This window comes from Idiomarina sp. H2, from assembly GCF_004364275.1.
Classification (GTDB): domain Bacteria; phylum Pseudomonadota; class Gammaproteobacteria; order Enterobacterales; family Alteromonadaceae; genus Idiomarina; species Idiomarina loihiensis.
In genome coordinates this window covers 315881-336817 of the sequence record NZ_SNZY01000003.1, presented here as the reverse complement: position 1 = coordinate 336817, position 20937 = coordinate 315881, and the positions used below count along the sequence as shown (strand labels likewise).

The 20937-nt window shown below is 47.5% G+C and carries 16 protein-coding genes; 9 read left to right on the top strand and 7 right to left on the bottom strand.

Features of this window, described 5'->3' with window-relative positions:
* The first annotated feature begins 36 nt into the window (after window positions 1-36).
* The 4 genes from DET62_RS05655 to asnB all read left to right on the top strand — a co-directional run bounded on the left by DET62_RS05655 (window position 37) and on the right by asnB (window position 5169).
* Window positions 37-525 carry a hypothetical protein gene (locus tag DET62_RS05655; protein ID WP_110013299.1) on the top strand — a complete coding sequence of 163 codons (489 nt, stop codon included), beginning with the start codon at window positions 37-39 and terminating at the stop codon, window positions 523-525.
* The gene (locus tag DET62_RS05650) at window positions 518-1954 is read left to right on the top strand and encodes a sodium:solute symporter family protein (RefSeq protein ID WP_110013298.1); all 1437 of its coding nucleotides are present in this window, start codon (window positions 518-520) and stop codon (window positions 1952-1954) included. The genes DET62_RS05655 and DET62_RS05650 overlap by 8 nt, the downstream gene beginning before the upstream one ends.
* Window positions 1955-2067: 113 nt before the next feature.
* The gene (locus DET62_RS05645; RefSeq protein WP_110013297.1) at window positions 2068-3135 is read left to right on the top strand and encodes an aspartate carbamoyltransferase; all 1068 of its coding nucleotides are present in this window, start codon (window positions 2068-2070) and stop codon (window positions 3133-3135) included.
* Window positions 3136-3153: 18 nt separating this feature from the next.
* Entirely contained in the window at window positions 3154-5169 is a 2016-nt protein-coding gene (asnB, locus tag DET62_RS05640; RefSeq protein WP_110013296.1) for an asparagine synthase (glutamine-hydrolyzing), read from the top strand.
* A 14-nt stretch (window positions 5170-5183) separates the two neighbouring features.
* Here asnB and msrB read toward each other — a convergent pair whose 3' ends face one another.
* Window positions 5184-6242: a peptide-methionine (R)-S-oxide reductase MsrB gene (gene msrB, locus DET62_RS05635; RefSeq protein ID WP_279513162.1), complete on the bottom strand. Its 1059-nt coding sequence runs from the start codon at window positions 6240-6242 to the stop codon at window positions 5184-5186.
* A gap of 99 nt (window positions 6243-6341) precedes the next feature.
* On the opposite strand from msrB, the gene DET62_RS05630 reads away from it, so the two are divergent.
* Window positions 6342-7391: a hypothetical protein gene (locus DET62_RS05630; RefSeq protein ID WP_110013294.1), complete on the top strand. Its 1050-nt coding sequence runs from the start codon at window positions 6342-6344 to the stop codon at window positions 7389-7391.
* Here DET62_RS05630 and DET62_RS05625 read toward each other — a convergent pair.
* Genes DET62_RS05625 through DET62_RS05605 form a run of 5 tightly spaced genes read right to left on the bottom strand, consistent with a single transcriptional unit; the run spans window position 7295 to window position 14814 of the window.
* Window positions 7295-9064: an ExeM/NucH family extracellular endonuclease gene (locus tag DET62_RS05625; RefSeq protein ID WP_110013293.1), complete on the bottom strand. Its 1770-nt coding sequence runs from the start codon at window positions 9062-9064 to the stop codon at window positions 7295-7297. The two genes, DET62_RS05630 and DET62_RS05625, sit on opposite strands and share 97 nt — an antisense overlap.
* Before the next feature lies 1 nt (window position 9065).
* Window positions 9066-9545, bottom strand: a complete 480-nt coding sequence (locus DET62_RS05620) for a MarR family transcriptional regulator (RefSeq protein WP_110013292.1) — start codon at window positions 9543-9545, stop codon at window positions 9066-9068.
* A 17-nt stretch (window positions 9546-9562) separates the two neighbouring features.
* Window positions 9563-10660, bottom strand: a complete 1098-nt coding sequence (locus tag DET62_RS05615) for a peptidoglycan binding protein CsiV (protein ID WP_110013291.1) — start codon at window positions 10658-10660, stop codon at window positions 9563-9565.
* A 15-nt stretch (window positions 10661-10675) separates the two neighbouring features.
* On the bottom strand, window positions 10676-14158 hold the full coding sequence (gene mfd / locus DET62_RS05610) for a transcription-repair coupling factor (RefSeq protein ID WP_110013290.1): 3483 nt from the start codon (window positions 14156-14158) through the stop codon (window positions 10676-10678).
* A gap of 47 nt (window positions 14159-14205) precedes the next feature.
* Window positions 14206-14814: a PilZ domain-containing protein gene (locus DET62_RS05605; RefSeq protein WP_243734846.1), complete on the bottom strand. Its 609-nt coding sequence runs from the start codon at window positions 14812-14814 to the stop codon at window positions 14206-14208.
* 106 nt (window positions 14815-14920) lie between these two features.
* On the opposite strand from DET62_RS05605, the gene DET62_RS05600 reads away from it, so the two are divergent.
* The 3 genes from DET62_RS05600 to DET62_RS05590 are packed head-to-tail and all read left to right on the top strand — an operon-like array spanning window position 14921 to window position 18064.
* Window positions 14921-16150 (top strand): lipoprotein-releasing ABC transporter permease subunit, encoded by a 1230-nt coding sequence (locus DET62_RS05600; protein ID WP_110013288.1) that lies wholly within the window; start codon window positions 14921-14923, stop codon window positions 16148-16150.
* Window positions 16143-16829 (top strand): lipoprotein-releasing ABC transporter ATP-binding protein LolD, encoded by a 687-nt coding sequence (gene lolD, locus DET62_RS05595; RefSeq protein ID WP_110013287.1) that lies wholly within the window; start codon window positions 16143-16145, stop codon window positions 16827-16829. Before DET62_RS05600 ends, lolD begins: the two co-directional genes overlap by 8 nt.
* Window positions 16829-18064, top strand: coding sequence for a lipoprotein-releasing ABC transporter permease subunit (locus DET62_RS05590; protein WP_110013286.1), 1236 nt, complete (start codon window positions 16829-16831; stop codon window positions 18062-18064). Before lolD ends, DET62_RS05590 begins: the two co-directional genes overlap by 1 nt.
* Here the strand turns inward: DET62_RS05590 and DET62_RS05585 are convergent.
* Window positions 18061-18576, bottom strand: a complete 516-nt coding sequence (locus DET62_RS05585) for a DUF2062 domain-containing protein (RefSeq protein WP_110013285.1) — start codon at window positions 18574-18576, stop codon at window positions 18061-18063. The genes DET62_RS05590 and DET62_RS05585 overlap by 4 nt on opposite strands.
* Window positions 18577-18626: 50 nt before the next feature.
* Between DET62_RS05585 and DET62_RS05580 the strand changes: the two genes are divergently transcribed.
* The gene (locus DET62_RS05580) at window positions 18627-20924 is read left to right on the top strand and encodes a DNA internalization-related competence protein ComEC/Rec2 (RefSeq protein ID WP_110013284.1); all 2298 of its coding nucleotides are present in this window, start codon (window positions 18627-18629) and stop codon (window positions 20922-20924) included.
* Window positions 20925-20937 lie beyond the last annotated feature (13 nt).

The window sequence follows — 20937 nt, the reverse complement described above, 5'->3', positions numbered from 1 at the left end:
TGAAATTTCAACTAACGCTGGTGAGCAGACGTCTTAATGGCAATAAAGAAAAACTGCTTTAACTATCGCTATATTTTGTTGGCTTTATGTTTCTTCATGTTATTGCCAACACCTACGCTTGCAGGCTCGTTAACGCTAAGCGGACCTGGCTCTGTCATTAAAGAAGGTTATTTTACCGTTTCTGTTCGCGCTACTGACGTGCCTGAGCTTAACAGACTTACAGTTGAGGTTGCCAGCAATTCAGCGTTCACAGAGAATACTCGACAGTTTCCGGCGCTAGGTAATTTTAAAGATATTTCGTTAACAGGTTTTAGTAACGGAACCTATTACTTACGTGCCCGTGCGGAGTCCGGCAACGGCCAGACTCTTGTCAGTAATACCATTAAAATTACCGTAAAACATTACCCACTTTGGCAAGCCCTCACACTGTTTTTTATCGGTTTGGTGATTTTTATTACTCTGGTAGCAACCTTGTTACTATTGCATCGTCGGTGGGTACATTCCAAAAAAGAGCATCATGACTGAGTTTGCATTAGAAACGAGTACTGGTATCACCATTATCATCCTGTTCGGTTTATTTTGGATCGGCTTTGGTTATTGGCTGGGACGAAAAAACCGCAACCATGAAGATTTTGCGCTGGCAGGACGAAATGTCGGCTTTGCCTTTGCGGCGGCAACCGCTATGGCAACCTGGGTGACCAGTAACACGACGTTGGTGGCGCCGCAATTGACTTACCAATTTGGTATATGGGGAATGATAGGGTATTCCTTTGCTGCATTGGGATTGATTCTATTTGCTCCCATGGCCAAGCGAATTAAAGAGCTGTTACCCAATGGCTATACTTCGGGTGACTTTGTCCGGTTACGGTACGGTAATTGGGCCTGGATTGTTTTTATTATTATTTCTGTTGTTTATGCGTTCGGCTGGCTGATCAGCTTAGGTATGGCCGGAGGCATTTTATTGGAATCGTTAAGTGGTCTCGACTATCACATTGGAATGACAACCATACTGGTGATTTGCGTTGGGTATACACTGTTTGGTGGCATGCGAGCCGTCATTGCCACAGATTTTATCCAGGCGTTGATCATTATTGTCGGCGTGAGCTTTATTGCTTATTGGTTAATTGACAATGTTGGCCTGCAAAGCATCCACAGCAATTTGACCGCTGAGCATCCACAACTTCTGGATCTCTTATTTCCCGCAGCCATCATGTTCTTGTTTAATAATATCTTCTTCGGCCTGGGCGAGATTTTCCATTCCAATGTGTGGTGGTCACGCGCACTTTCTTTCAAGAAAAATGTGGCTTACAAAGCCTATTTAACCGGTGGCCTGTTGTGGCTGCCAATTCCTGTTGTTACCGGATTTATTGCACTGGCTGCGCCACAATTAGGTATTTTTCCGCCAAGTCCGGACATGATTGGTCCGACGGTTGCAGCAGCGGTGCTGGGTAAGGTTGGTGCAATTGTTGTCTTTATCGTGATTTTTTCGGCTCTGGCCTCCAGTTTGGATTCGTTGCTTGCTGCAACTTCTGACCTGGTTACGCGAGACATTTATCATAAAAAGCTTAAACCTAAAGCAAGTGACAAAACCCTGATGCGTTTTAATCGTAGCTGCATTCTTGGGCTGGGCATCATGACCTGGTTGTTGTGCCTACCGCGTATTGCTACGTTAGGGGCCTTGTTGAACTTTGCCGGCGCCTTTGTCGCTAGTACTATCTGGCCGATACTGCTGGGGCTGTATCAGCGTCGTCTTACCGGTGGGTACGCTGCCTGTGCTATGGCGTTCGGTACGGCATTTGGCATGCTGGGCTATTTTGTGGTTGGCTTTTATGTAGCAGCACTTGTGTCCTGCGCGGTTTCTGGATTGATTTGTCTTGTCGGGATTGTGCGTAGCGATACGGAATTTGACTGGAACCAACTGGATGAGAAGGAGCCTATCGATGCTGATAAATAATCTGGCTTTTGAATGGCTGATTCTCCTGGCGCTGGTCATGACATGTTTAGCGCCAGTATTGTTACTTGGGCTTTTTATAAAAGATTTTATTTCTAAAACCATATGGTAATTGTATGACTATAAAGGATGTCTCCTTTGAACGTGACCGCCCCGATGTGTGTGGCGATGCCCACCCAAAGGCGTTATTGAAAGTAATTCAGGAAGATGGTGATTACCTGCTGAAGTTATCAAACCAGCACGTGGTATCCGCTGACCAGTTTTCTCAGCTGGGTATGTTGCAGTTATTTCGACTTGCCGCAAAGTACGAGGCTAACCCTCGTCGTTTTAGTACCTCATTACAGGGCAAAATTTTAATCAGCGCGTTTTACGAGCCAAGTACTCGTACTCGTCTGTCATTTGAAAGCGCCTGGCACCGTCTGGGCGGCGATATTATGTCAATTACTGACCGTTCTACTACCGGCATAGCCAAAGGTGAACGTTTAGCCGATGTGGCTGAAATGTTTAATAACTATGGTGACTGCGTGGTGTTGAGGGACAATAATGAAACCTCACTGGAAGAGATGATCGATTCGCTGCGCATTCCTATTATTAATGCGGGTAATGGTTCAGATGAACACCCGACTCAGGCGCTTACGGATATGTACGCACTGTTTAAATGGCGTCCCGATTTAGTGACGGACGAAGCCGATAAAGCGCCGATAAAAATTGGCATTATTGGTGTGCCAAATAAAATGCGTACCGTGCGCAGCTTTATTAAATGTTTAGTAAAGTTTCCAAAAGCAATTGATGAAATTGTCATTATTCATGACGAGGAATCGTCGACTCAGCTGTTTGGAAGTGAGCAACGAGAACAGATTGAGCAAGCTGGAATAAAGATTCGTACGACCCGGGATTTAGAGCAGGTACTACCAGAGCTCGACGTGGTTTATATCAACGCGATTTCGTGGGAAGGTGATACCTTTAGTACTTATGGCAGTGAGTTTCACTTAACGGCGCAGTCTCCGCTAAAAGACAGCGCGATTATTTTACACCCTTTAGCGCGCGGTGAAGAATTATCCGCCGATCTCGACCATACGCCTCATAACTGGTATTTCAGCCAGGCACGGGGTGCGGTGTTTTTACGTATGGCGCTGCTGACCTGTATGGTACAGCGAGCTGAACGCGTCATTGATGTCGTCTGATACGAGGAAAAGCAAAGAATGTGCGGAATTGCTGGCGTTTTTCATCATCAAACGGAAAGAGCGATTGACCCCCAAACCTTAGTTAATATGGCTGCGATAATGCATCATCGTGGTCCCGACGGGTTTGGTTATGAAGTACAACAAGACTACGGCGTAGGATTTAGTCACGCCCGTTTATCCATTATCGACCTGGATGAAAAGCGAGGTCGGCAACCTTTTATATCAGCCGATAAACGACTGATGCTGACTCACAACGGTGAGTTTTACGACTTTAAACGCATACGCGCGGATTTAACCGCTCGTGGCGCACGCTTTAACAGTAAAAGCGACTCTGAAATTGTTCTTCACCTGTTTGAGCGTTACGGACTGGAGGACACCCTAAAGGAGCTTCGTGGAGAGTTCGCTTTCGGCTTATTCGATGCAAAAGATGAAAGCCTGTACCTGGTGCGCGACAGGTTTGGAATTAAGCCTTTATACTGGACGGAAACGGAGCATGGCGTGGTGTTTGGCTCTGAGCTGAAAGTGTTGTTTGCTCACCCGGACGTTAAACGGGAGTTTTCGGCAGAGGGCTTATACCACCAACTGATTCAAGTGATGGTGCCGGGCTCTACGGCTTTTGAAGGGATTAATCAGGTTCAGCCGGGTTATGTGGTTAAGTTGCAGCGTAAAAATGGCAAAGTGGTTGCAACGGAACATAAATACTGGGATGTCGATTTTCCGCCGGAAGAGAGCTATCCGGGAGCGGATGTTGACGAAGAGAGTTATATTGAAGGGGTCCGCGCTAAGCTACTGGAAGCCGTTCAGCACCGAATGACAGCTGACGTACCTGTCGGTTGCTATTTGTCCGGTGGCATTGATTCATGTGCCATTCTGGGACTTGCGTCCGCCTCAACCCAAACCTCGGTAAAAGCTTTTACCATAGGTTTCGATTCTGCTGACTATGATGAAACACCTATTGCAGAAGAAATGGCTGAAGCTACTAAGGCTGATCACCACATTATGCGGCTTAAAGCCGATGACCTTTACGACCATTTCGTAAAAACTTTGTGGCATACAGAACGAACCATATATAACACGCTGGGCGTAGCCAAGTACCTGATGAGTAAAGAGGTGCATGAAGCCGGCTATAAAGTCGTGATGACCGGAGAGGGTTCCGATGAACTCTTTGCCGGTTACCCGGCTTTTAGAAAGGACATGTTCCTGCATGGACTCGACCATTTACCGGAAGTAGAGCGGGTTGAGTGGCAGGAGCTGTTGGAGAAAAACAATAAACTCTTTAAAGGCGCGATGTTGGCTCGCGAAGAGTTTGTCAGCGACGCTTTTAACCAGAAAATGGGTTTTACTCCAAGTTGTGTGCAGCCGTGGCTTTCCTGCTCATCGGTTGCGCTGCCGCTTATGTCGGAGAACAAGCGAAAACAGGTTGAAGGCTATGACCCCAGCCTGGCTATTGCCAACACGCTTGATAAAGACATGCTGGATGGTCGGCATCCGCTGGACAGAGCTCAGTATGTCTGGATTAAAACCATGCTGGAAGGGCAAATTCTGACCTGGGGCGGCGACCGGGTGGATATGGCTAATTCAATGGAGGCGCGCCCGGCATTTTTAGATCATCACTTGGCGGAATACGCTTTCACTGTGCCGCCGCACCTGCGTATTAAAGGCAATAAAGAAAAATATGTGTTGCGTGAAGCCATGAAAGGCTTGTTGCCGGAAACGCTGTATAAACGGGAAAAGTTCGCTTTTATGGCACCGCCGGCGCACACCGACCCGGAGAAGTGGAAAGCTGTTGAGAAGCTGGCGGAGCAATTCCTGAATGCTGAGGCAGTTAAGTCAGCCGGTTTGCTTGACTACGACGAAGTGGTGCGGACCTTTGAACGGCATCAGGATGAGAATGTTCCGAATGAAGAGCGTGTGCAGCTTGATGCCGTCATCAACCATATGCTTGGTGTTCAGGTGCTGCATCATCACTTTGTGGCAACTGATGTGCCCAAGCAAGCTCAGCAGCGCGCTACTGAGCTGGGCTGGACGGCCTGATTATTACCGCTTAACTAATCATCGGTGACTGCAGGAATGTAGTCACCGTACCCTTCTTCCTCCATTTCTTCTAAAGGAATAAAGCGCAGTGCCGCTGAATTCATGCAGTATCTTAAACCCGTAGGTGGTGGACCATCATTAAAAACGTGGCCTACATGAGAGTCTGCTTTGCGGCTGCGAATTTCAGTACGGGTGTAGAACCAGCTGCTGTCATCTTTTTCTACTACCGCGTCTGGGCTTATGGGCTTAGTAAAACTTGGCCAACCGGTACCCGATTCGTATTTATCTGCTGAAGAGAAAAGTGGCTCACCACTTACTACATCTACATAAATACCCTTGCGATCATTGTCCCAGTAGCGGTTATCGAAGGCGGGTTCCGTTTGGTCTTCCTGAGTCACCGCATACTGAATATCCGTTAGGCGTTGTTTCAGTTCACTGTCACTAGGTTTAACGAAGCTTTGCTGATCAGATGTACCTGTGGGGTTGTCATTCGTAAATTGCTGATAGTCAACGTCCGAGGTATCCCCCCAATGCTTCTCAACGAAGTCATAACGCCCCGAGTTGTAGGTATAAATACGGTAGCGAACGGGGTTCTTGTCGTAATAGTCCTGGTGGTATTCTTCCGCTTTGTAGAAGCTCTTAAAGGGTGTTATTTCAATAACCACCGGGTCAGGGAAGGGGCCATTTTTATCCAGCCACTCGCGCGACTCCATAGCTATGCGCTTTTGTTCATCATTGTGATAAAAAACCGCGGGGCGATACTGTTTACCGCGGTCAACAAACTGTCCGTCGTTGTCGGTCGGGTCACTGATACGCCATAACTTCTGAAGTAATGCTGCGTAGCTTACGACATCGGGGTTGTAGTATATCTGGGCTGCTTCCGTATGCCCGGTTCTGCCTGCTGAAACCTGCTCATAGGTTGGATTAGCTTCATCGCCGCCGCTGTATCCCGAAATGACTTCCCGGACGCCAGGCATCTTCTCGAAGGCTTCTTCAACACACCAGAAACAGCCGCCGGCAAAAGTCGCGACTTTTTCATTTTTTTGCTTTGTTGGCTCGCTATTCTGTGCCATGCTGAAACAAGATACTAACAAACCGACAATAACAATTATAAGGCGAAACGACATAGTGTTCTCCAACCAAAGGTGGTGTTTAGTTATAGACCGTTCAATATGAAAAAGATTACTTGGCTAGCTTTTATTTTTAGTCTTGGTTGCCAGTCAGCTACAGCAGCTCAACAGGCTGATGAAGAAGATGATATGTGGCTGGACAGTTTCCGCAGCGGGCTTGGAACCTCGGTAGACGCAACCGCGCGCTGGTTTGACGGCTTGTTCGGAGATGAAAGCATTAATCAATATGAACGCTCTTATGGGCGGCTTTCGGTTGCGCCGCAATGGGACCAGTACGATGGTTTTGAAGTTAAGTCGCGATTCAGAGCCCGGGTAACCTTACCTAAGCTAAAAGAAAACGTTTCAGCTTTCATTGGCCGGGTTGATGAAAATGAGTTTCTGGATGATGACTCTACCGGTCGTCCCTCAGTTATTCGCTCTCCAAGGTCAGACGAAGAGTGGTTAGTGGGTTTAGGTTTTGATCCTGAAATTAACGAAGCGCACCGAGTGTCCTACAGTGTAGGTATCCGTGGTGGGTTACGGTTTGATACCTATGCAAGAGCCCGCTATATGACCGGTTTTGTTTTTGCAGGTAATCAGCAGATTCGTATGCAGTCTTCGGCTTTCTGGCGCGACAGCGATGGCTTTGGTGTTGCGCAGAGAGTGGATTATGAAGCCACATTAACTGATACATGGTTATTAAGGTGGGCTTCTAAAGGTACTTTTGCAGAAGAAACAGATGGTGTTCGCTGGAACAGTACTGCGCGTTTATATCATTTGTATGGGCAGGAAAAAGCCTGGGCGACAGAGACCTGGATAGAGGGCAATACTGACCACGAGGTGCCTGTTCAGGATTATGGATTACGCTTTCTTAATCGTCAGCGATACTTACGGGACTGGTTTTTTGTGGAAACCTGGGTTGGGTACCACTGGCCTCGCAATCTTATGACAGAGCAGCGTAGCGGCCAGTGGTTAATTGGTGTCGAGTTCGAGGTTCACTTCGGAACCGATAATGCCTACATGCCCGAGCCGGAAAAATCTAAGTCCAGTACTAGTGGGTCATGGTCAGAAGAGCGGAAAGGACCTTCTGCAAAATACGCCTCATCGCGGTAATCATATACCTGGGGTTCGTCAGCATTAAAGGGTAGGTGATACACTTCCTGAATCGCGTCTTTAAGTGAATCTGCAACAAAAACGTGATCTAAAGCCCCGGCCTGACTGTCATAAACGTAAGAATAGTCTTTTGCGCCTGAAGGGTTATAAAAACCATTGTCCGCAAAATAACGCACCGGGTCTTCCTGATAGTAAGCATTAAAATCACCCAGTAATACCGGGTTTGCTAAAGACTCGCTCTGAATCCATTGCGTTAATTCTTGCGAGGACTGAAGTCTTAAGTCATTCCAGCAGGCCTGGCCATCATTTTGGTTACTGTTTGGGCTTTCAGAGTCTTCCGGACAACTGCCCTTCGACTTGAAGTGGTTTACCACAACACTGAATTCTTGATCGGTGTTGGCATCGATAAAGCTTTGCGCAAGAGGAGGGCGGCTTCCCCAGGAGAAAGGGCCCTGACGTGTAAATATCGCGTGAGAACTTGGTTTTACACGCTGTGGTTGATAAATAATACCGACAGTAATTTGGTCTGTTCCAATTTTTTCTGCACGCGGCTCAGCTATTGCGTAATCTTTTCCTGATGCTTTCTCCAGTGCCTTGACCAGTTGCATTATTGCGCTGCGCTCACCAAATCCGTCATTTTCAATTTCCATTAAGCCAATGACATCAGCATCTATAGCCGTTAGTGCAGCAACAATTTTTTTCTGTTGTCGTTGCATTTGCTCAGGAGTATCAGCTCCTCTGGGAGTCGGGAAACCTTGTCCGGCGCCGTTTCCATTAAAGAAATTCAGCACATTGAAACTGGCGATGCGCAAGGCATTATCTGGCTTCTCTGCCAGTTGCGGTTGCACAGACGGTGTTTCTAGTTCTAAGTCGTCGGTTGGCTGAATTCGGTAACGGTTATTAAACTGGCTGATAATACCGGAGAAACTTTTCAGGGTTGAACCCGAGCGTAGGCTACTTTGCTCACCATGCTGAAGCTCAGAAAATGGCAGCGGACGTGGCTCGATAACATTGCTGTTGTCATCAACCTGCAAGCGGTTCAATTCGTTTTCCTGTGCCTGAAGTTTTGCATCTTTTCCCGGCATAACGATTTGAGTCGGCGTCCATAAGCGCCCTGCAGAAATATCGAAAAAACCGTAGCGAGGGTAATTGTAATTGCCGGAAACTGTCAGGCTCTCGCCTTTAGTCGCGAATAAAATGACAGGCATGCCTTCTAAGGCTTCAAGCTCGTCAAGTGACTCAACCGGGAGTTTCAACTCAGTTGTTTCAGGAAGTGTTTTTGCTTCGCCACAGGTTGTTATATTGGATACCTCTATTAACGAGGTTAATTCCGAACGCTCTTCAACTTCACCTGTAACTCTTACCCATTCACCGTTATTAACTTGTGAATGCTGCTTATTGGTAACTATAAATAAACCTTCTGAAGTGGCAGAGTTTTCATCCATATCCTCAGGCAAACTGTGAATAAAAAAGCCGCCAAGTTGTTCAGACGGCTGCCAGCTTGCGGTAACAATACCGCGGACGGTTACTTGCTTACCAACCTTTGGAGACTGTTCATTGTCTCCCTGCACCTGTGAAATAGGAATAATCTCTTTATCACTCCCACAGGTTTCTGCAATTGCAGCTCCAGATAAAAGCAGAGCTGGTAATAAGCTAAGTAGTCGTTTGTGCATGTTAGTGGTCCAGTTTGTGGTAGCTTCCAACTTCAAGTACGGGCGCGGCGTCGAGACGTTCCGCATCCATCATATTGGCAATTCTTTGCATTGACGAGAGCAGCAGCGACTGCTCCCACTCATCCAGTGCCTGAAACTTTTCTATGAAATCTTCCTGCAATGGCTGTGGTGCCTTTTGCAGAAGATTAAGGCCCTGTTCAGTCAAATAAAGAGATACACGGCGTTTATCCTGCTCACTACGGTGCCTGTGGATTAACTGCCGATGTTCAAGGCGTTCGATGACATTAGAGACGGTTGCCGGGCTTAGATTGATATTTTGTGCAACCTTACTGGCGGTTATACCGTTTGCAGCATTTATTTCACGCAAAATTAATAACTGAGGCGCGGTTAATCCGGAATACTTATTTAGCTGCTTAGAGTATAAGTCGATAGCGCGAATAACTTTTCTTAAGGCCAGCAGCAGTTCTTCGTACTTTTCCATAATTGCCTCGTAACTTATTAGTATCTTGGAGCCGATAAGTCAGTACGGCGAATTTGAACGACAACCCCGAGTTTAGGGTGATCGAAGTAATGTGTTTCGTGACTGATAACGCGCCGTAACTGAGAAAAATAATAGCTACGTAAATAAGGTGTTTGTTTACTCGCGCCATTAAGAGCATAAGTCGCCTGAGATTCTAAGTCGTTGGCAATACGCTTGATTTCATCTTGTTCGCGTAAGTTGAACTCACCGTCAATATGCAGATAGTTGCCGACTAGAAAAATATGCATTAAGCCGTCAAATTCCCAGGCAAGCTGAGGATTTCCGGCCGCCGTCAGAGGCGGGCGAACTGGGGTATTATCTTCCGGGCTGATAAAAGGGGCAGTGCCCGATTCAATAACGCTGAACAGGCGTTGGATATTATCCATGCGCTGCTCCTGGCCTGCACTGGACAGCGGTGTATCGAGTTGCTCCTGCTCTTTGGGAAAACCATTATAGAAGAAGTCGTTACCATAATTTTTGCCGCCAAATAAGCGCATTTTACGACCGACACCCCGGGTAAAAACTGGTTGTCTCCAGGCTAGATGCAACAACGATTTAGCCTGGCCTTTGCGCTCGAGTTCGGTTCTGATTGGAGAGAGTTCGAGGGCGTCCGCAGGCATCAGGAACGGCTGAGAGGCTTGCTCTATGTTGCCACCAGGACCATCAATAACAACCTCAGTAGAGGCCATTTCAGATAGCCTATGTTCCGGTGCGAATGGGTTACCGGCAATGGGTACCCATTGGTCTTCGTTGTCATACCGACAGGCAATATCAATTTGCCAGTTTTGTTCAGAGAATGCTTCGCAAACAGGCAGAGCGCTGCGAAGAGAGCGGTTTTGTTGGCTGTAGTGAGGCGTCAATAAATCCCGGCTTTTATTTACCGCAATAGGCTGCATGGTTAAAGAAAAGTTTTCACCGGACTGATCGGTAGCGGTTTGTTTGAAGACCAGAACTTCAACTTCAAACCATCGCCAATAATCTTTATTTGCTTGGGCCATAGCATTTACAGACACTAAAGCCGTTAATGCGGTTGCTAAACCCAGTACCGATTTTACACCCCGATGTACCAGCGCCATTTATTCACTCCTGTGTTACGCCGCCTGAGATTGCTCTGCAAACTCGTCTAGCAGAGACTCTACCAGTTTTAAGCGGCTTTGAGTATCTTCCAGTGGTTGACTCAAACGTAAACGGTTTGGCCCGTCCAGCTTATAATAGCTGGGTGCTTTTTGAATTAACCCAATAATTATCTCGGGGTTAATTTTCGTGTCGTCGGCAAATTCAATAATACCGCCCTGATTACCAATATCAATTTTGCGTATACCTAACTGTTCAGCATTATTGCGAAGTTGTGTCTGTCGAATCAGGTTTTTCGCGGCGTCCGGTAACAGGCCAAAACGATCAATCAATTCAACTTGCAGGTCATCAAGCTCTTTGCTGGTTTCGCAGTTGGCTATTCGCTTATACAAACTTAAACGATTATTGACGTCTGGTATGTAAGCTTCAGGTAAAAGTGCCGGCAGTTTTAAGTCAATTTCAGCACGTTCGTGCAGCAGCTGTGCAAGCGCGGGTTCTTTGCCTTCTTTTAAAGCTTTAACCGCTTGCTCCAGCATGTCCATATATAAAGTAAAGCCAATGCTTTCAATCTGACCACTCTGATCATCGCCCAGCAGCTCGCCGGCACCACGAATCTCCAGGTCGTGAGTTGCAAGCATAAAGCCGGCACCCAGGTCTTCAAGCTGAGAGATCGCTTCGAGGCGCTTGTGTGCGTCTTTGGTCATGCGTTTGGGGTGCGGCGTTAATAAATAGGCATAAGCCTGATGGTGGGAGCGTCCAACCCGGCCTCGCAGCTGGTGCATTTGCGCCAGCCCCAGATGATCGGCGCGATCCATAATAATGGTGTTGGCGCTGGGTATGTCGATACCGGTTTCAATAATGGTGGTACAGACCAGTACATTAAAGCGCTGATGGTAAAAGTCCGACATAATGCGTTCAAGATCACGTTCACGCATTTGTCCGTGAGCAACCACAACCCGCGCTTCCGGAACCAGAGCTTCAATATCGGCTGCGGTTTTTTCAATGGTGTCGACATTGTTGTGTAAGAAATAAACCTGACCACCGCGCAGAATCTCACGCAATATAGCTTCACGAACCGTGGGCTCGTCGTATTCGCGGACAAAGGTTTTTACTGCCAGTCGCTTCGCTGGTGGCGTGGCTATAATTGACAGGTCACGAATGTTGTTCATGGCCATATTAAGGGTACGCGGAATCGGTGTTGCTGTTAGCGTCAGAATATCTACGTCAGCGCGCAGGCGTTTAATGGTATCTTTTTGTCTTACACCAAAGCGGTGTTCTTCGTCGACAATGAGCAGACCTAAGTCATGGCACTTCACATTGTCTTGCAGTAACTTGTGCGTACCAATAACAATATCGACTTTGCCGTTGGATAAGTCTTCAAGAATGCCTTTTGACTGCTTGGCGGTTTTAAAGCGCGACAGCACTTCAACCCGAATAGCCTGCTCAGCAAAACGGTCACTGAAGTTTTCATAATGTTGCTGGGCAAGCAGGGTGGTCGGAACCAATACCATGACTTGCTTGCCTTCATTAACCGCAATAAAGGCAGCACGCATAGCCACTTCGGTTTTACCAAAGCCAACGTCGCCGCAGACCAGCCTGTCCATAGCCCGGGGTTGTTGCATATCCTGCTTAACCGCATCAATTGCAGCCTGCTGGTCAATGGTTTCTTCAAACGGAAATCCGGCGGCAAAACGCTGGTAATCTTCTTCGTTGATATTAAATGCGTAGCCGGGCTTCGCTTCGCGGCGTGCGTAAATATCGAGCAGTTCAGCGGCAACATCACGGACTTTTTCCGCAGCTCGTTTTTTGGCCTTGTCCCAGCTGTCGTTACCCAGTTTGTTTAATGGAGCATGGCTCTCTTCACCGCCACTGTAGCGGCTTAAAACGTTAAGGTTAGCGACCGGAACATAAAGCTTGGCACCGCCAGCGTATTCAATGGTGACAAATTCGGTGGTGACATTCCCGGCATCCAGTGTCGTCAGGCCCTGATAGCGACCAACCCCGTGGTCCAGGTGAACAACCGGCTGACCGGCTTGCAGTTCTGCTAAATTGCGAATCAGCGTATCGGCGCTGACAGTGGCTTTTTGCTGACGTCGACGGCTTTGCACCACGCGGTTACCAAATAATTCGGTTTCGGTAATAAACCAAAGTTTGGCGTCTGGTAAATAAAATGAATTAATAATGGGGCTAATGATTAACCCAATTTGTTGGGTTGGGCATTCATCCAGTCCGGAGCAAAGTCTTACCTGAAAGCCAAGCTTGCTGACAATTTCCCGTAAGGCTTCGCGGCGGCCTGCGCTTTCGGCTGAGAGCAGAACTTTGTCACCCTTTGCCAAAGCCTGTTCCAGTTTCGCCTTTAACTTGGCAAAGGGTTGCTTTTGCTGATGGTCAGCTGCAATTTCCGTTACTGACTCTGTCAGAAACGGCGTCGGACCGGGTTGGGCCATTTCTGCAGGTACATTGGCACGCACCCGGCGATACTGTTTGAAACCGGCATGAATATTATCGACCGGAAGAAACAACTCATTGGGGTGCAGTAACGGCCGTAAAGGGTCAAACTGACGTTGATCGTAGCGGTGATTAATATCCTGCCACAATCGTTCCAGGCTCGCCTGAATGTTGCCGAAAGTAACCAATACCGTGTCGTCCGGAAGGTAATCAAACAAGCTGGCCGTTTCTTCAAAAAATAACGGCAGATAGTACTCTATACCACCAGGTAACTGGCCTTTACTGACTTGCTGATACACCGATTCACGCTCAGTGCTCGCCTCAAAGTGCTCACGGTAATTTGCGCGAAAGCGTTCAATCGCCGTTTTTGTCAGTGGAAACTCGTGTGCGGGCAGCAAATTAATGCCGTCTATTGGGTCTTTTGATAGTTGAGTCTCAGGGTCAAACGGCCGAATGGTATCGACTTCGTCGTCAAAAAAGTCGAGCCGGTAGGGTGTCTGACTGCCCATAGGGTATAAGTCTAAGATAGAGCCGCGGGCGCTGAACTCGCCATGTTCCATTACCTGATTAACATGACGGTAACCGGCATTTTCAAGTTGCTGGCGTAGCTTCAGACTGTCGAGCTGCTGGCCTTTTTCAATTTGTAACGCTTGCCCCTGCACAAATGAGGTTGGAGCAATGCGGTGCAGCAGGGTATTAATGCTGACAATCAGTGCCCCGCGCTTGGCATCGGGAAGGCGTGCCAGCGCGCTGAGTCGGTCAGAAATAATGTCCTGATGCGGTGAAAAGCTGTCGTAGGGCAAAGTTTCCCAGTCGGGGAACAGCGTAATGTCGTCATGGTATTCGGTGTGTTCACCGGCAAAGTATTTCACTTCCTGTGCTAACCGGTGTGCCTGGTTAGCATCTGCGGTGACAATTAAAACCCGGCCGGGCGTGGCGTCAATTAGCCGCGCTATGGCCATTGCTGGTGAGCTACCATGCAACTCTTGCCAGGTAAGGTCTTTGTTTGCTGCCGGAGGAAAAGGGGGTCTTAATACAGATGCCTTAGTCATGACTACTCAACTGGTTTGGAAAAACGTCGGTATTATACCGAAATCAATCAGGATTTGGATGACAGGTTGTCGTTTTGTTTTTCTTCGCGGCGTTGCTTTGAACGTTCTTTGAGCTGACGGCTCTGGGCATGAAGACTGGCCCGAATCAACAACTCCTGATCTTCCTCGCGAATTCGAGCAAAGCTCAGCGTACAACGATAAGTCTCACCGTTTTCCTCTGGTTCTGACTTTTCAGCTGTCAGATAACAATAAATTGCCAGAGCCTCTTCTTTAAAAAACAGTTTTGCCTGAAATGTTTGACCTTCGGTTAATGGCGAGTCATTTAGTATGCGAATACCGCCGCCACCGTATTCAACACCTTCAAAGCGATGAGCCGGGTCATCTTCGTTGCGGAGCATGTAGCCCAGTAATATGTTCATACGCTTGTGCTGCTGTTCTAGAAAAGCGACCAGAGCGCTGCCCGACGACTGTTCAACTTTAATACTTTGCAGTTGTTGCTGATCACTTTCAGCCATGCTGGATGCAATAGTGAACAGTTCCGGAATTTCAGCTATAAACGCGTCTTCGTCAGGGATGCTGTCAGCCGATTCCAGCGCAATTAAATTGACCGGGAAGCGATCTCTTACGGTGAAGAAATCTCCGATTGGTGATGTCATTGATGTCTGCGATTGCGTCATTGTGTCGGCTTTTAGTTGTCAGGCTCAATACAACTCATTATCCTTGCTCGTTATGAATTAGCAACCATCAAATAATTGAGGGTATATGTTTCAGCCGGTCGTGCTGTTTATTGGCTTGCGTTATAGTCGGGCAAGGCAGGGGTCTGCGTTTACCGCCTTTATCAACCGCTTTGCCTTTGCCGGTATTGCCCTTGGGGTTATGGCTCTGGTGGTTGTCATGTCGGTTATGAACGGTTTTGAAGGCCAATTGAAAGAGCGCATTCTGGGCGCGGTTCCTCAGGTAACGCTAACCGATGCTGACAGCAATACGGAACTGACAGACTGGCGTAAAACCCAAGAGCAACTGCCTGAATTAGAAGCTATTAAAGGGTCAATGCCGTATGTACAAACGCAGGGCATATTGCAGTTTTCAGAAAAAATGTCGGTAGCCAATATACAGGGCATTTACCCGGATGCAGGCGAGGTACCTCTCTCACTCAAAGATAAAATGGTTGTCGGTGACTGGCTCAGTCTGACGCCGGGAAATTATCACTTGGTGATAGGGCAGCGGCTGGCGCAGAAACAAGGAATAACCGTTGGTGATAGCATTCGAATTATCGCAGCGCAGGGCGGGGTTTATACGCCTTTTGGACTGGTTCCTTCGCAGCGCCGCTTTGTTGTTACCGGGTTCTTTGCTATGGGCTCTGAGGTTGACGAGTCGGTTGTTTTTGCCCATGGCAGTGACCTGGCGCGTTTAATTCGGTTACCTGAAGGAAAAGTGAGTGGGTTGCAATTATTTTTAGATGACGCCTTTAAAGCTCCCCAAGTGGCAGAAAGCCTGCGCAATAAAACGCAATTAACGACCAGCGACTGGCGACAAAATTACGGCCAGTTATTTGAAGCTGTGGGCATGGAAAAACGCATGATGTGGTTAATGCTGGCGCTAATCATTGCGGTCGCTGCGTTTAATACTTTATCGGCTCTTATTATGGTGATAAACGACAAACGTCACGATATCGCCATATTACAAACGTTGGGTTTATCTAACGGACGTATACGCACGGTATTTTTATTGCAGGGGCTTTATAACGGCGTGCTGGGCTCACTAATTGGCGTTATTCTGGGGCTGGTGTTGAGTTGGTACCTGAATGATATTCTGGCGTTATTCGGTGCACAAATCTTTGCCGGTTCAGATGAAGGCCTGCCAATTATCATTAATGTGTCTCAGGTTATTATTACCGCCGTTGCTGCAATTGCCTTAACTTTGGTGGCAACGTTATATCCCGCATCACAAGCCGCACATGTTCAACCCTCGGAGGCATTACGCTATGACTGACGCGCTGTTGCGTTGCAAAGAATTGAGTAAATCCTATCAGGACGGGGGCGACCAGGTTACCGTTTTAAAAGACATTGATTTTGCTCTGCAAGCCGGAGAAATGGTTGCCGTAGTCGGAGCGTCAGGCTCGGGTAAAAGCACCTTGCTGCATTTGTTGGGTGGACTGGATAAACCCTCATCGGGTCAATTGTTTTATAAAGATCAGGAAATGACGCCCTGGAAAGCCGACAAGTTGGCGCAGTGGCGTAACCAGAATCTAGGCTTTGTGTACCAGTTTCATCATTTATTGCCGGAATTTTCAGCGTTAGAAAACGTTGCCATGCCACAACTTATAGCCGGTAAAAGCCCGGCAGAAGCTAAACAACAGGCTGAACAGCTTTTAGTCCGCGTGGGGTTAGAGCATCGATTGTCTCATCGTCCGGCACAGCTTTCCGGCGGTGAACGTCAACGGGTTGCTATAGCCAGGGCTTTTGTGAATAAACCACAGGTTGTGCTGGCTGATGAGCCAACCGGTAACCTGGATGGAGAAGCGGCTGAGAGTATTTATCAGTTAATGCTGGAGCTGAATCAGGAAATGGGCACGGCCTTTATTGTGGTAACTCATGACTTACAGCTGGCCGAGCAACTGCAGCGTGTAGAAGTTTTAAAAAATGGAATTTTGCATAAGGAGCAAGGCTAATGCAGCTTGCCTGGTTAATTGCCCGACGCTTTCGTAAAGGTACCGCGAAACAGGGTTTTTTGTCGTTTATATCGGCTTCATCAACTATTGGTATAGCGCTCGGGTGCGCGGTTTTAATTGCTGCCTTGTCGATGATGAACGGTTTTAATCAGGTGCTGCAGGAGCGGTTACTGGCGGTTGTTCCGCAGGTTGAGTACAGTGCCGTCGAGGGCGCACTGGAAGACTGGCAGGAGGTTGCGGAAATTGCACAGCAGCATCCGGAGGTTATAGCGGCGGCTCCGGGAATTAATTCCACCGTTATGGTGCAAACCCAGTCAACTTTTCATGGCATTCAGGTTCGGGGAATATCCGCAGAGCAGGAACAAAAAGTATCGGATATATCCAACTACGTAAGTAACGAAGACTGGCAAAGGTGGCAGCAAAAAGGCGGTTTATTGCTAGGGGCAGGTTTGGCCGAGAAGCTTGACTTAGCTGTTGGCGACTCTGTTTCCTTACTAACCCCGGAAAAGTCTGAGCGAGGGTTTCGTTCGCCAGAGCGGGTGCGACTGGAAGTAACCGGGTTGTTTAAATTTGGCGGACAAATTGACTATCAAAATGCCTACGTCTCTCTGGAAACGGCTAAAAATGAGTTGAGTTTTGCAAATGATGTCAGCTCGGTACGCTTGCGGTTAAAGGATGTTTTTTCGGCTCCTGCGGTTGCCCGGGAAATAGGTAACCAGTTGCCAGAATTGGTCTATCTGGATGACTGGACCCGAAGTCACGGTCATTTATATCGAGATATTGAGTTAGTGCGCTGGGTAGTGTATCTGGTTTTGATTCTGGTTATGGCTGTAGCCTGTTTTAATATTGTTTCAACACTCATTATGACGGTAGCGAAAAAGCGCAGCCAAATTGCCATGTTGAAAACCTTAGGTATGAAAGATAGTTCCTTACTGCAGTCCTTTGTGTTTCAGGGGTTAATGAATGGATTATATGGAGTGGCTATCGGTTGCTTCTGCGGGATACTTCTGGCGCAGTTTCTACCGGATATTATGCTAACGCTTGAATCCTGGTTCCACTTTGAGGTGCTTTCCAACGATATCTACTTTGTTGGCGAGGTGCCCTCTGAATGGGTTTGGGGCGATGTTATTTTAGTCGCCAGCGTGGCACTGGTAATGAGCTTGCTGGCCACTATTTATCCAGCCTGGAGGGCGGTCAAAGTTGAACCAGCCAAGGCCCTGCACGAAAGTACTTAATTGCCTTCAGGGTTGCGACGGCGCCAGGCTTTGACCACCGACTGGCGCCAAAGCAAGCGAATACCGATGTAACCGATAAAGCTGGATAACGTGCCAAGAATCAAACACCCAAGCAGTAATGCCGGACCGATGGTCGAAATGCTGTGCATTAGCCATTCCCAGCTAAGTTCAAAAGCAAAGGGTTGTGGTGGCTCTGCGAGCAGGGCATTACCGACTAAATAGCACAGATAGAACATTGGCGGCATAGTAATAGGGTTTGAGACCCAGACAAGCCCGACCGAAAGTGGCAAGTTAACGCGAAAAGGAATTGCAGCCGCTGCCGCCAATAACATTTGAAAGGGTACTGGTATAAAAGCGCAGAATAAGCCGACTGCAAAGGCGCCTGAAGCTGAACGTCTATTTAAATGCCACAAGTTTGCATCGTGCAGAAGGCTGCCGAACAAACGAATCGCTTTGGATTCGCGCACTTTCTGATGATCAGGCATTAAGCGTTTAATGAAGCGTCTGGCCATAATGTGACGTTTATTACCTATCCGGTTACTGCCCCAGGGAAGGAGCAACGATGGATCGTTGGTTACTGGTCTTTGTTGGCGGAATATTGTCCGCCTCGTTACACTCTGACATCAAATTTTGGCTAATTTTTTCAACTATCGCACTACTACTTTTGGCGACAGTTAATGCCTTTTTTTATTTTAGACAGAGGGAAGTAAAACAGCGAACCATCGTACTACGACTGATGGTGTTATTTTGCGGCATTTTATGGGGTAATGCCAACCTTTATTGGCAAAATTTACGCGCGATACCAGACGAATTGATGGGTAATGAAATTCAATTGACGCTTGTCGTGGATGAAATGTCGCGTCGTTATCCTTTTCATTTGCGTATGACGGGCAGAGTAGAAGTTCTGGCTGGTAAAGTTTTGCCATTCTGGCAGCAACCCCGGGTTCAACTGAGCTGGTATAACAGCCACCATAAACAGGTGCCGAAAGCTGGTGAACGTTGGCAACTGGAAGTGAAGCTGAAACAGGCAACGGACTACCGAAACCAGGGGAGTTTTCGATACCGGAAATACTTATTGCGCAATAATATTTATGCCCTAGGAACGGTCAAAGATGGCGAAAAACTGACTCGTGTAACCAGTTTTCGGCAGAGAGTTTTCGATAGCATAGAACAAGCTGATTTATCTGAACCGGGTATATTGGCTGCATTAACTATTGGCGAACGCAGCCTGCTAACCTCTGCCACTCGTGAAACCTGGCAAAAAACGGGGTTAGCTCATAGTCTGGCCATATCCGGCTTGCATCTGGGGATGGTCGCAGGCTCAGCTATTTTATTCTTTCGTTTTTGTTTTTACTGTTTTCCTATCAGCTTAAAAAATAGAGAGCGACTAGACATTCGGCTGTGGTCGCTGGTCTTCGCGGCAATTGTGGTAAGCGCCTATGCAGGCATGTCAGGTTTTTCAATATCGACTGTAAGAGCTTTAACCATGTTTCTGGTGGTTCTTCTGCATATTGTGTTAAAGCTCAAGTTAAATCCGCTAAGCTTATTGTTGCGAGTGGTGGCTGCGGTACTAGTGGTTGATGTTTTTGCCTGGCAGGATCCCGGTTTTTGGTTATCTATTACTGCCGTTGCCGCACTTTTTCTTGCCAGTTGGCGATGGAGCAAAAGTCGTGGCCGTTTCTCCGCGGTAAAAAGCCTTTGGTCAATTCAATGGCTGCTGTTGGTGGTGATGTCTCCTTTATCATTTTTATTATTTGGCGGCTTTTCGCTTTTTGCTCCCGTAGTCAATTTGTTGGTGTTGCCTGTTATCAGCTTTTGGTTATTGCCGCTGGCATTAATAGGAACTGTTTTTGCGTTGTTTGGTTCTGATATTGCTGTGTCGTTCTGGCAGTTGTCTGAACTACCGGTTACCTGTTTGACCCCACTATTGGACGCTTTAGCAGGGCACCCGGCTAATTGGTTGGAACTGAATCAATGGCCGATAACCCGCGCAGCACGGTTTGCTGTTTTGTTCGCACTTACTGCGGCCATGCTGTTGCCGGTAAGTCGTGGTTGGCAAAGGTTAGGTCTATTATTGTGCTTGCCTGTTGCGGCTTTTTCATTTTTTAATCAACGGGACGGGAAGTTGCGTCTTCATGTTCTGGATGTGGGGCAAAGCCAGGCTGTAGTAATAGAGAAGGACGGCAAAGCCATGCTCATTGATACCGGTATTGAGTTTAGTTCGGGTTTCAGTGTTGCAGAAGCGGTTATTGAACCTTTTCTTAATTATCATGGTTTGCGGCCTGAGCTGGCTTTTATCAGCCATGGCGATAGAGATCATAACGGCGGCAGAGATTTTCTTAGACAAAGGTATCCTCAGCTAGAGTGGCGCGGGGATGCCAGTGATAAACCCTGTCGCGCTGGTGATACAGGTGAATGGAACAGCATACAATGGGAGGTTCTGTGGCCAACGCCTGCGTATCAGAATACAAATCGGTTAAGTAAAAATAATCGTTCATGTGTACTACGCATCAGTTATAAAAACTTCAGTATGTTTTTGCCCGGTGACATTGAAATGACGGCAGAGCAATTATTGTTGAAGTCTTTACATAAACAGTCAGAAGCTAACTCTAATGTTCTGTTAATTCCACACCATGGCAGCAAAACATCGACCAGCTGGCCTCTGTTACAGGCGGTTAATGCTGACGTCTATCTTATCAGCTACGGTAAGCATAGTGGCTATGACTTTCCTCACCGCTATACACTGGAAAGGCTCTCCCGTACTCAAAAGCCCTGGTTTGGAACCAGGGACAGCGGGCAACTGACTATTGTTAGTGACGGCAACACATGGAGTTTGGAGTTACCCTTTGAAAACAGGTAGAATAGCAAAAGTG

Coding starts and splice junctions, on each gene's coding strand:
- DET62_RS05600 (WP_110013288.1), top strand. CDS start 14,921: ATGTTTCAGCCGGTCGTGCTGTTTATTGGCTTGCGTTATAGTCGGGCA.
- asnB (WP_110013296.1), top strand. CDS start 3,154: ATGTGCGGAATTGCTGGCGTTTTTCATCATCAAACGGAAAGAGCGATT.
- DET62_RS05650 (WP_110013298.1), top strand. CDS start 518: ATGACTGAGTTTGCATTAGAAACGAGTACTGGTATCACCATTATCATC.
- DET62_RS05655 (WP_110013299.1), top strand. CDS start 37: ATGGCAATAAAGAAAAACTGCTTTAACTATCGCTATATTTTGTTGGCT.
- DET62_RS05630 (WP_110013294.1), top strand. CDS start 6,342: ATGAAAAAGATTACTTGGCTAGCTTTTATTTTTAGTCTTGGTTGCCAG.
- DET62_RS05620 (WP_110013292.1), bottom strand. CDS start 9,545: ATGGAAAAGTACGAAGAACTGCTGCTGGCCTTAAGAAAAGTTATTCGC.
- DET62_RS05580 (WP_110013284.1), top strand. CDS start 18,627: ATGGATCGTTGGTTACTGGTCTTTGTTGGCGGAATATTGTCCGCCTCG.
- mfd (WP_110013290.1), bottom strand. CDS start 14,158: ATGACTAAGGCATCTGTATTAAGACCCCCTTTTCCTCCGGCAGCAAAC.
- DET62_RS05625 (WP_110013293.1), bottom strand. CDS start 9,064: ATGCACAAACGACTACTTAGCTTATTACCAGCTCTGCTTTTATCTGGA.
- DET62_RS05615 (WP_110013291.1), bottom strand. CDS start 10,660: ATGGCGCTGGTACATCGGGGTGTAAAATCGGTACTGGGTTTAGCAACC.
- DET62_RS05590 (WP_110013286.1), top strand. CDS start 16,829: ATGCAGCTTGCCTGGTTAATTGCCCGACGCTTTCGTAAAGGTACCGCG.
- DET62_RS05605 (WP_243734846.1), bottom strand. CDS start 14,814: ATGACATCACCAATCGGAGATTTCTTCACCGTAAGAGATCGCTTCCCG.
- DET62_RS05645 (WP_110013297.1), top strand. CDS start 2,068: ATGACTATAAAGGATGTCTCCTTTGAACGTGACCGCCCCGATGTGTGT.
- lolD (WP_110013287.1), top strand. CDS start 16,143: ATGACTGACGCGCTGTTGCGTTGCAAAGAATTGAGTAAATCCTATCAG.
- DET62_RS05585 (WP_110013285.1), bottom strand. CDS start 18,576: ATGGCCAGACGCTTCATTAAACGCTTAATGCCTGATCATCAGAAAGTG.
- msrB (WP_279513162.1), bottom strand. CDS start 6,242: ATGGCACAGAATAGCGAGCCAACAAAGCAAAAAAATGAAAAAGTCGCG.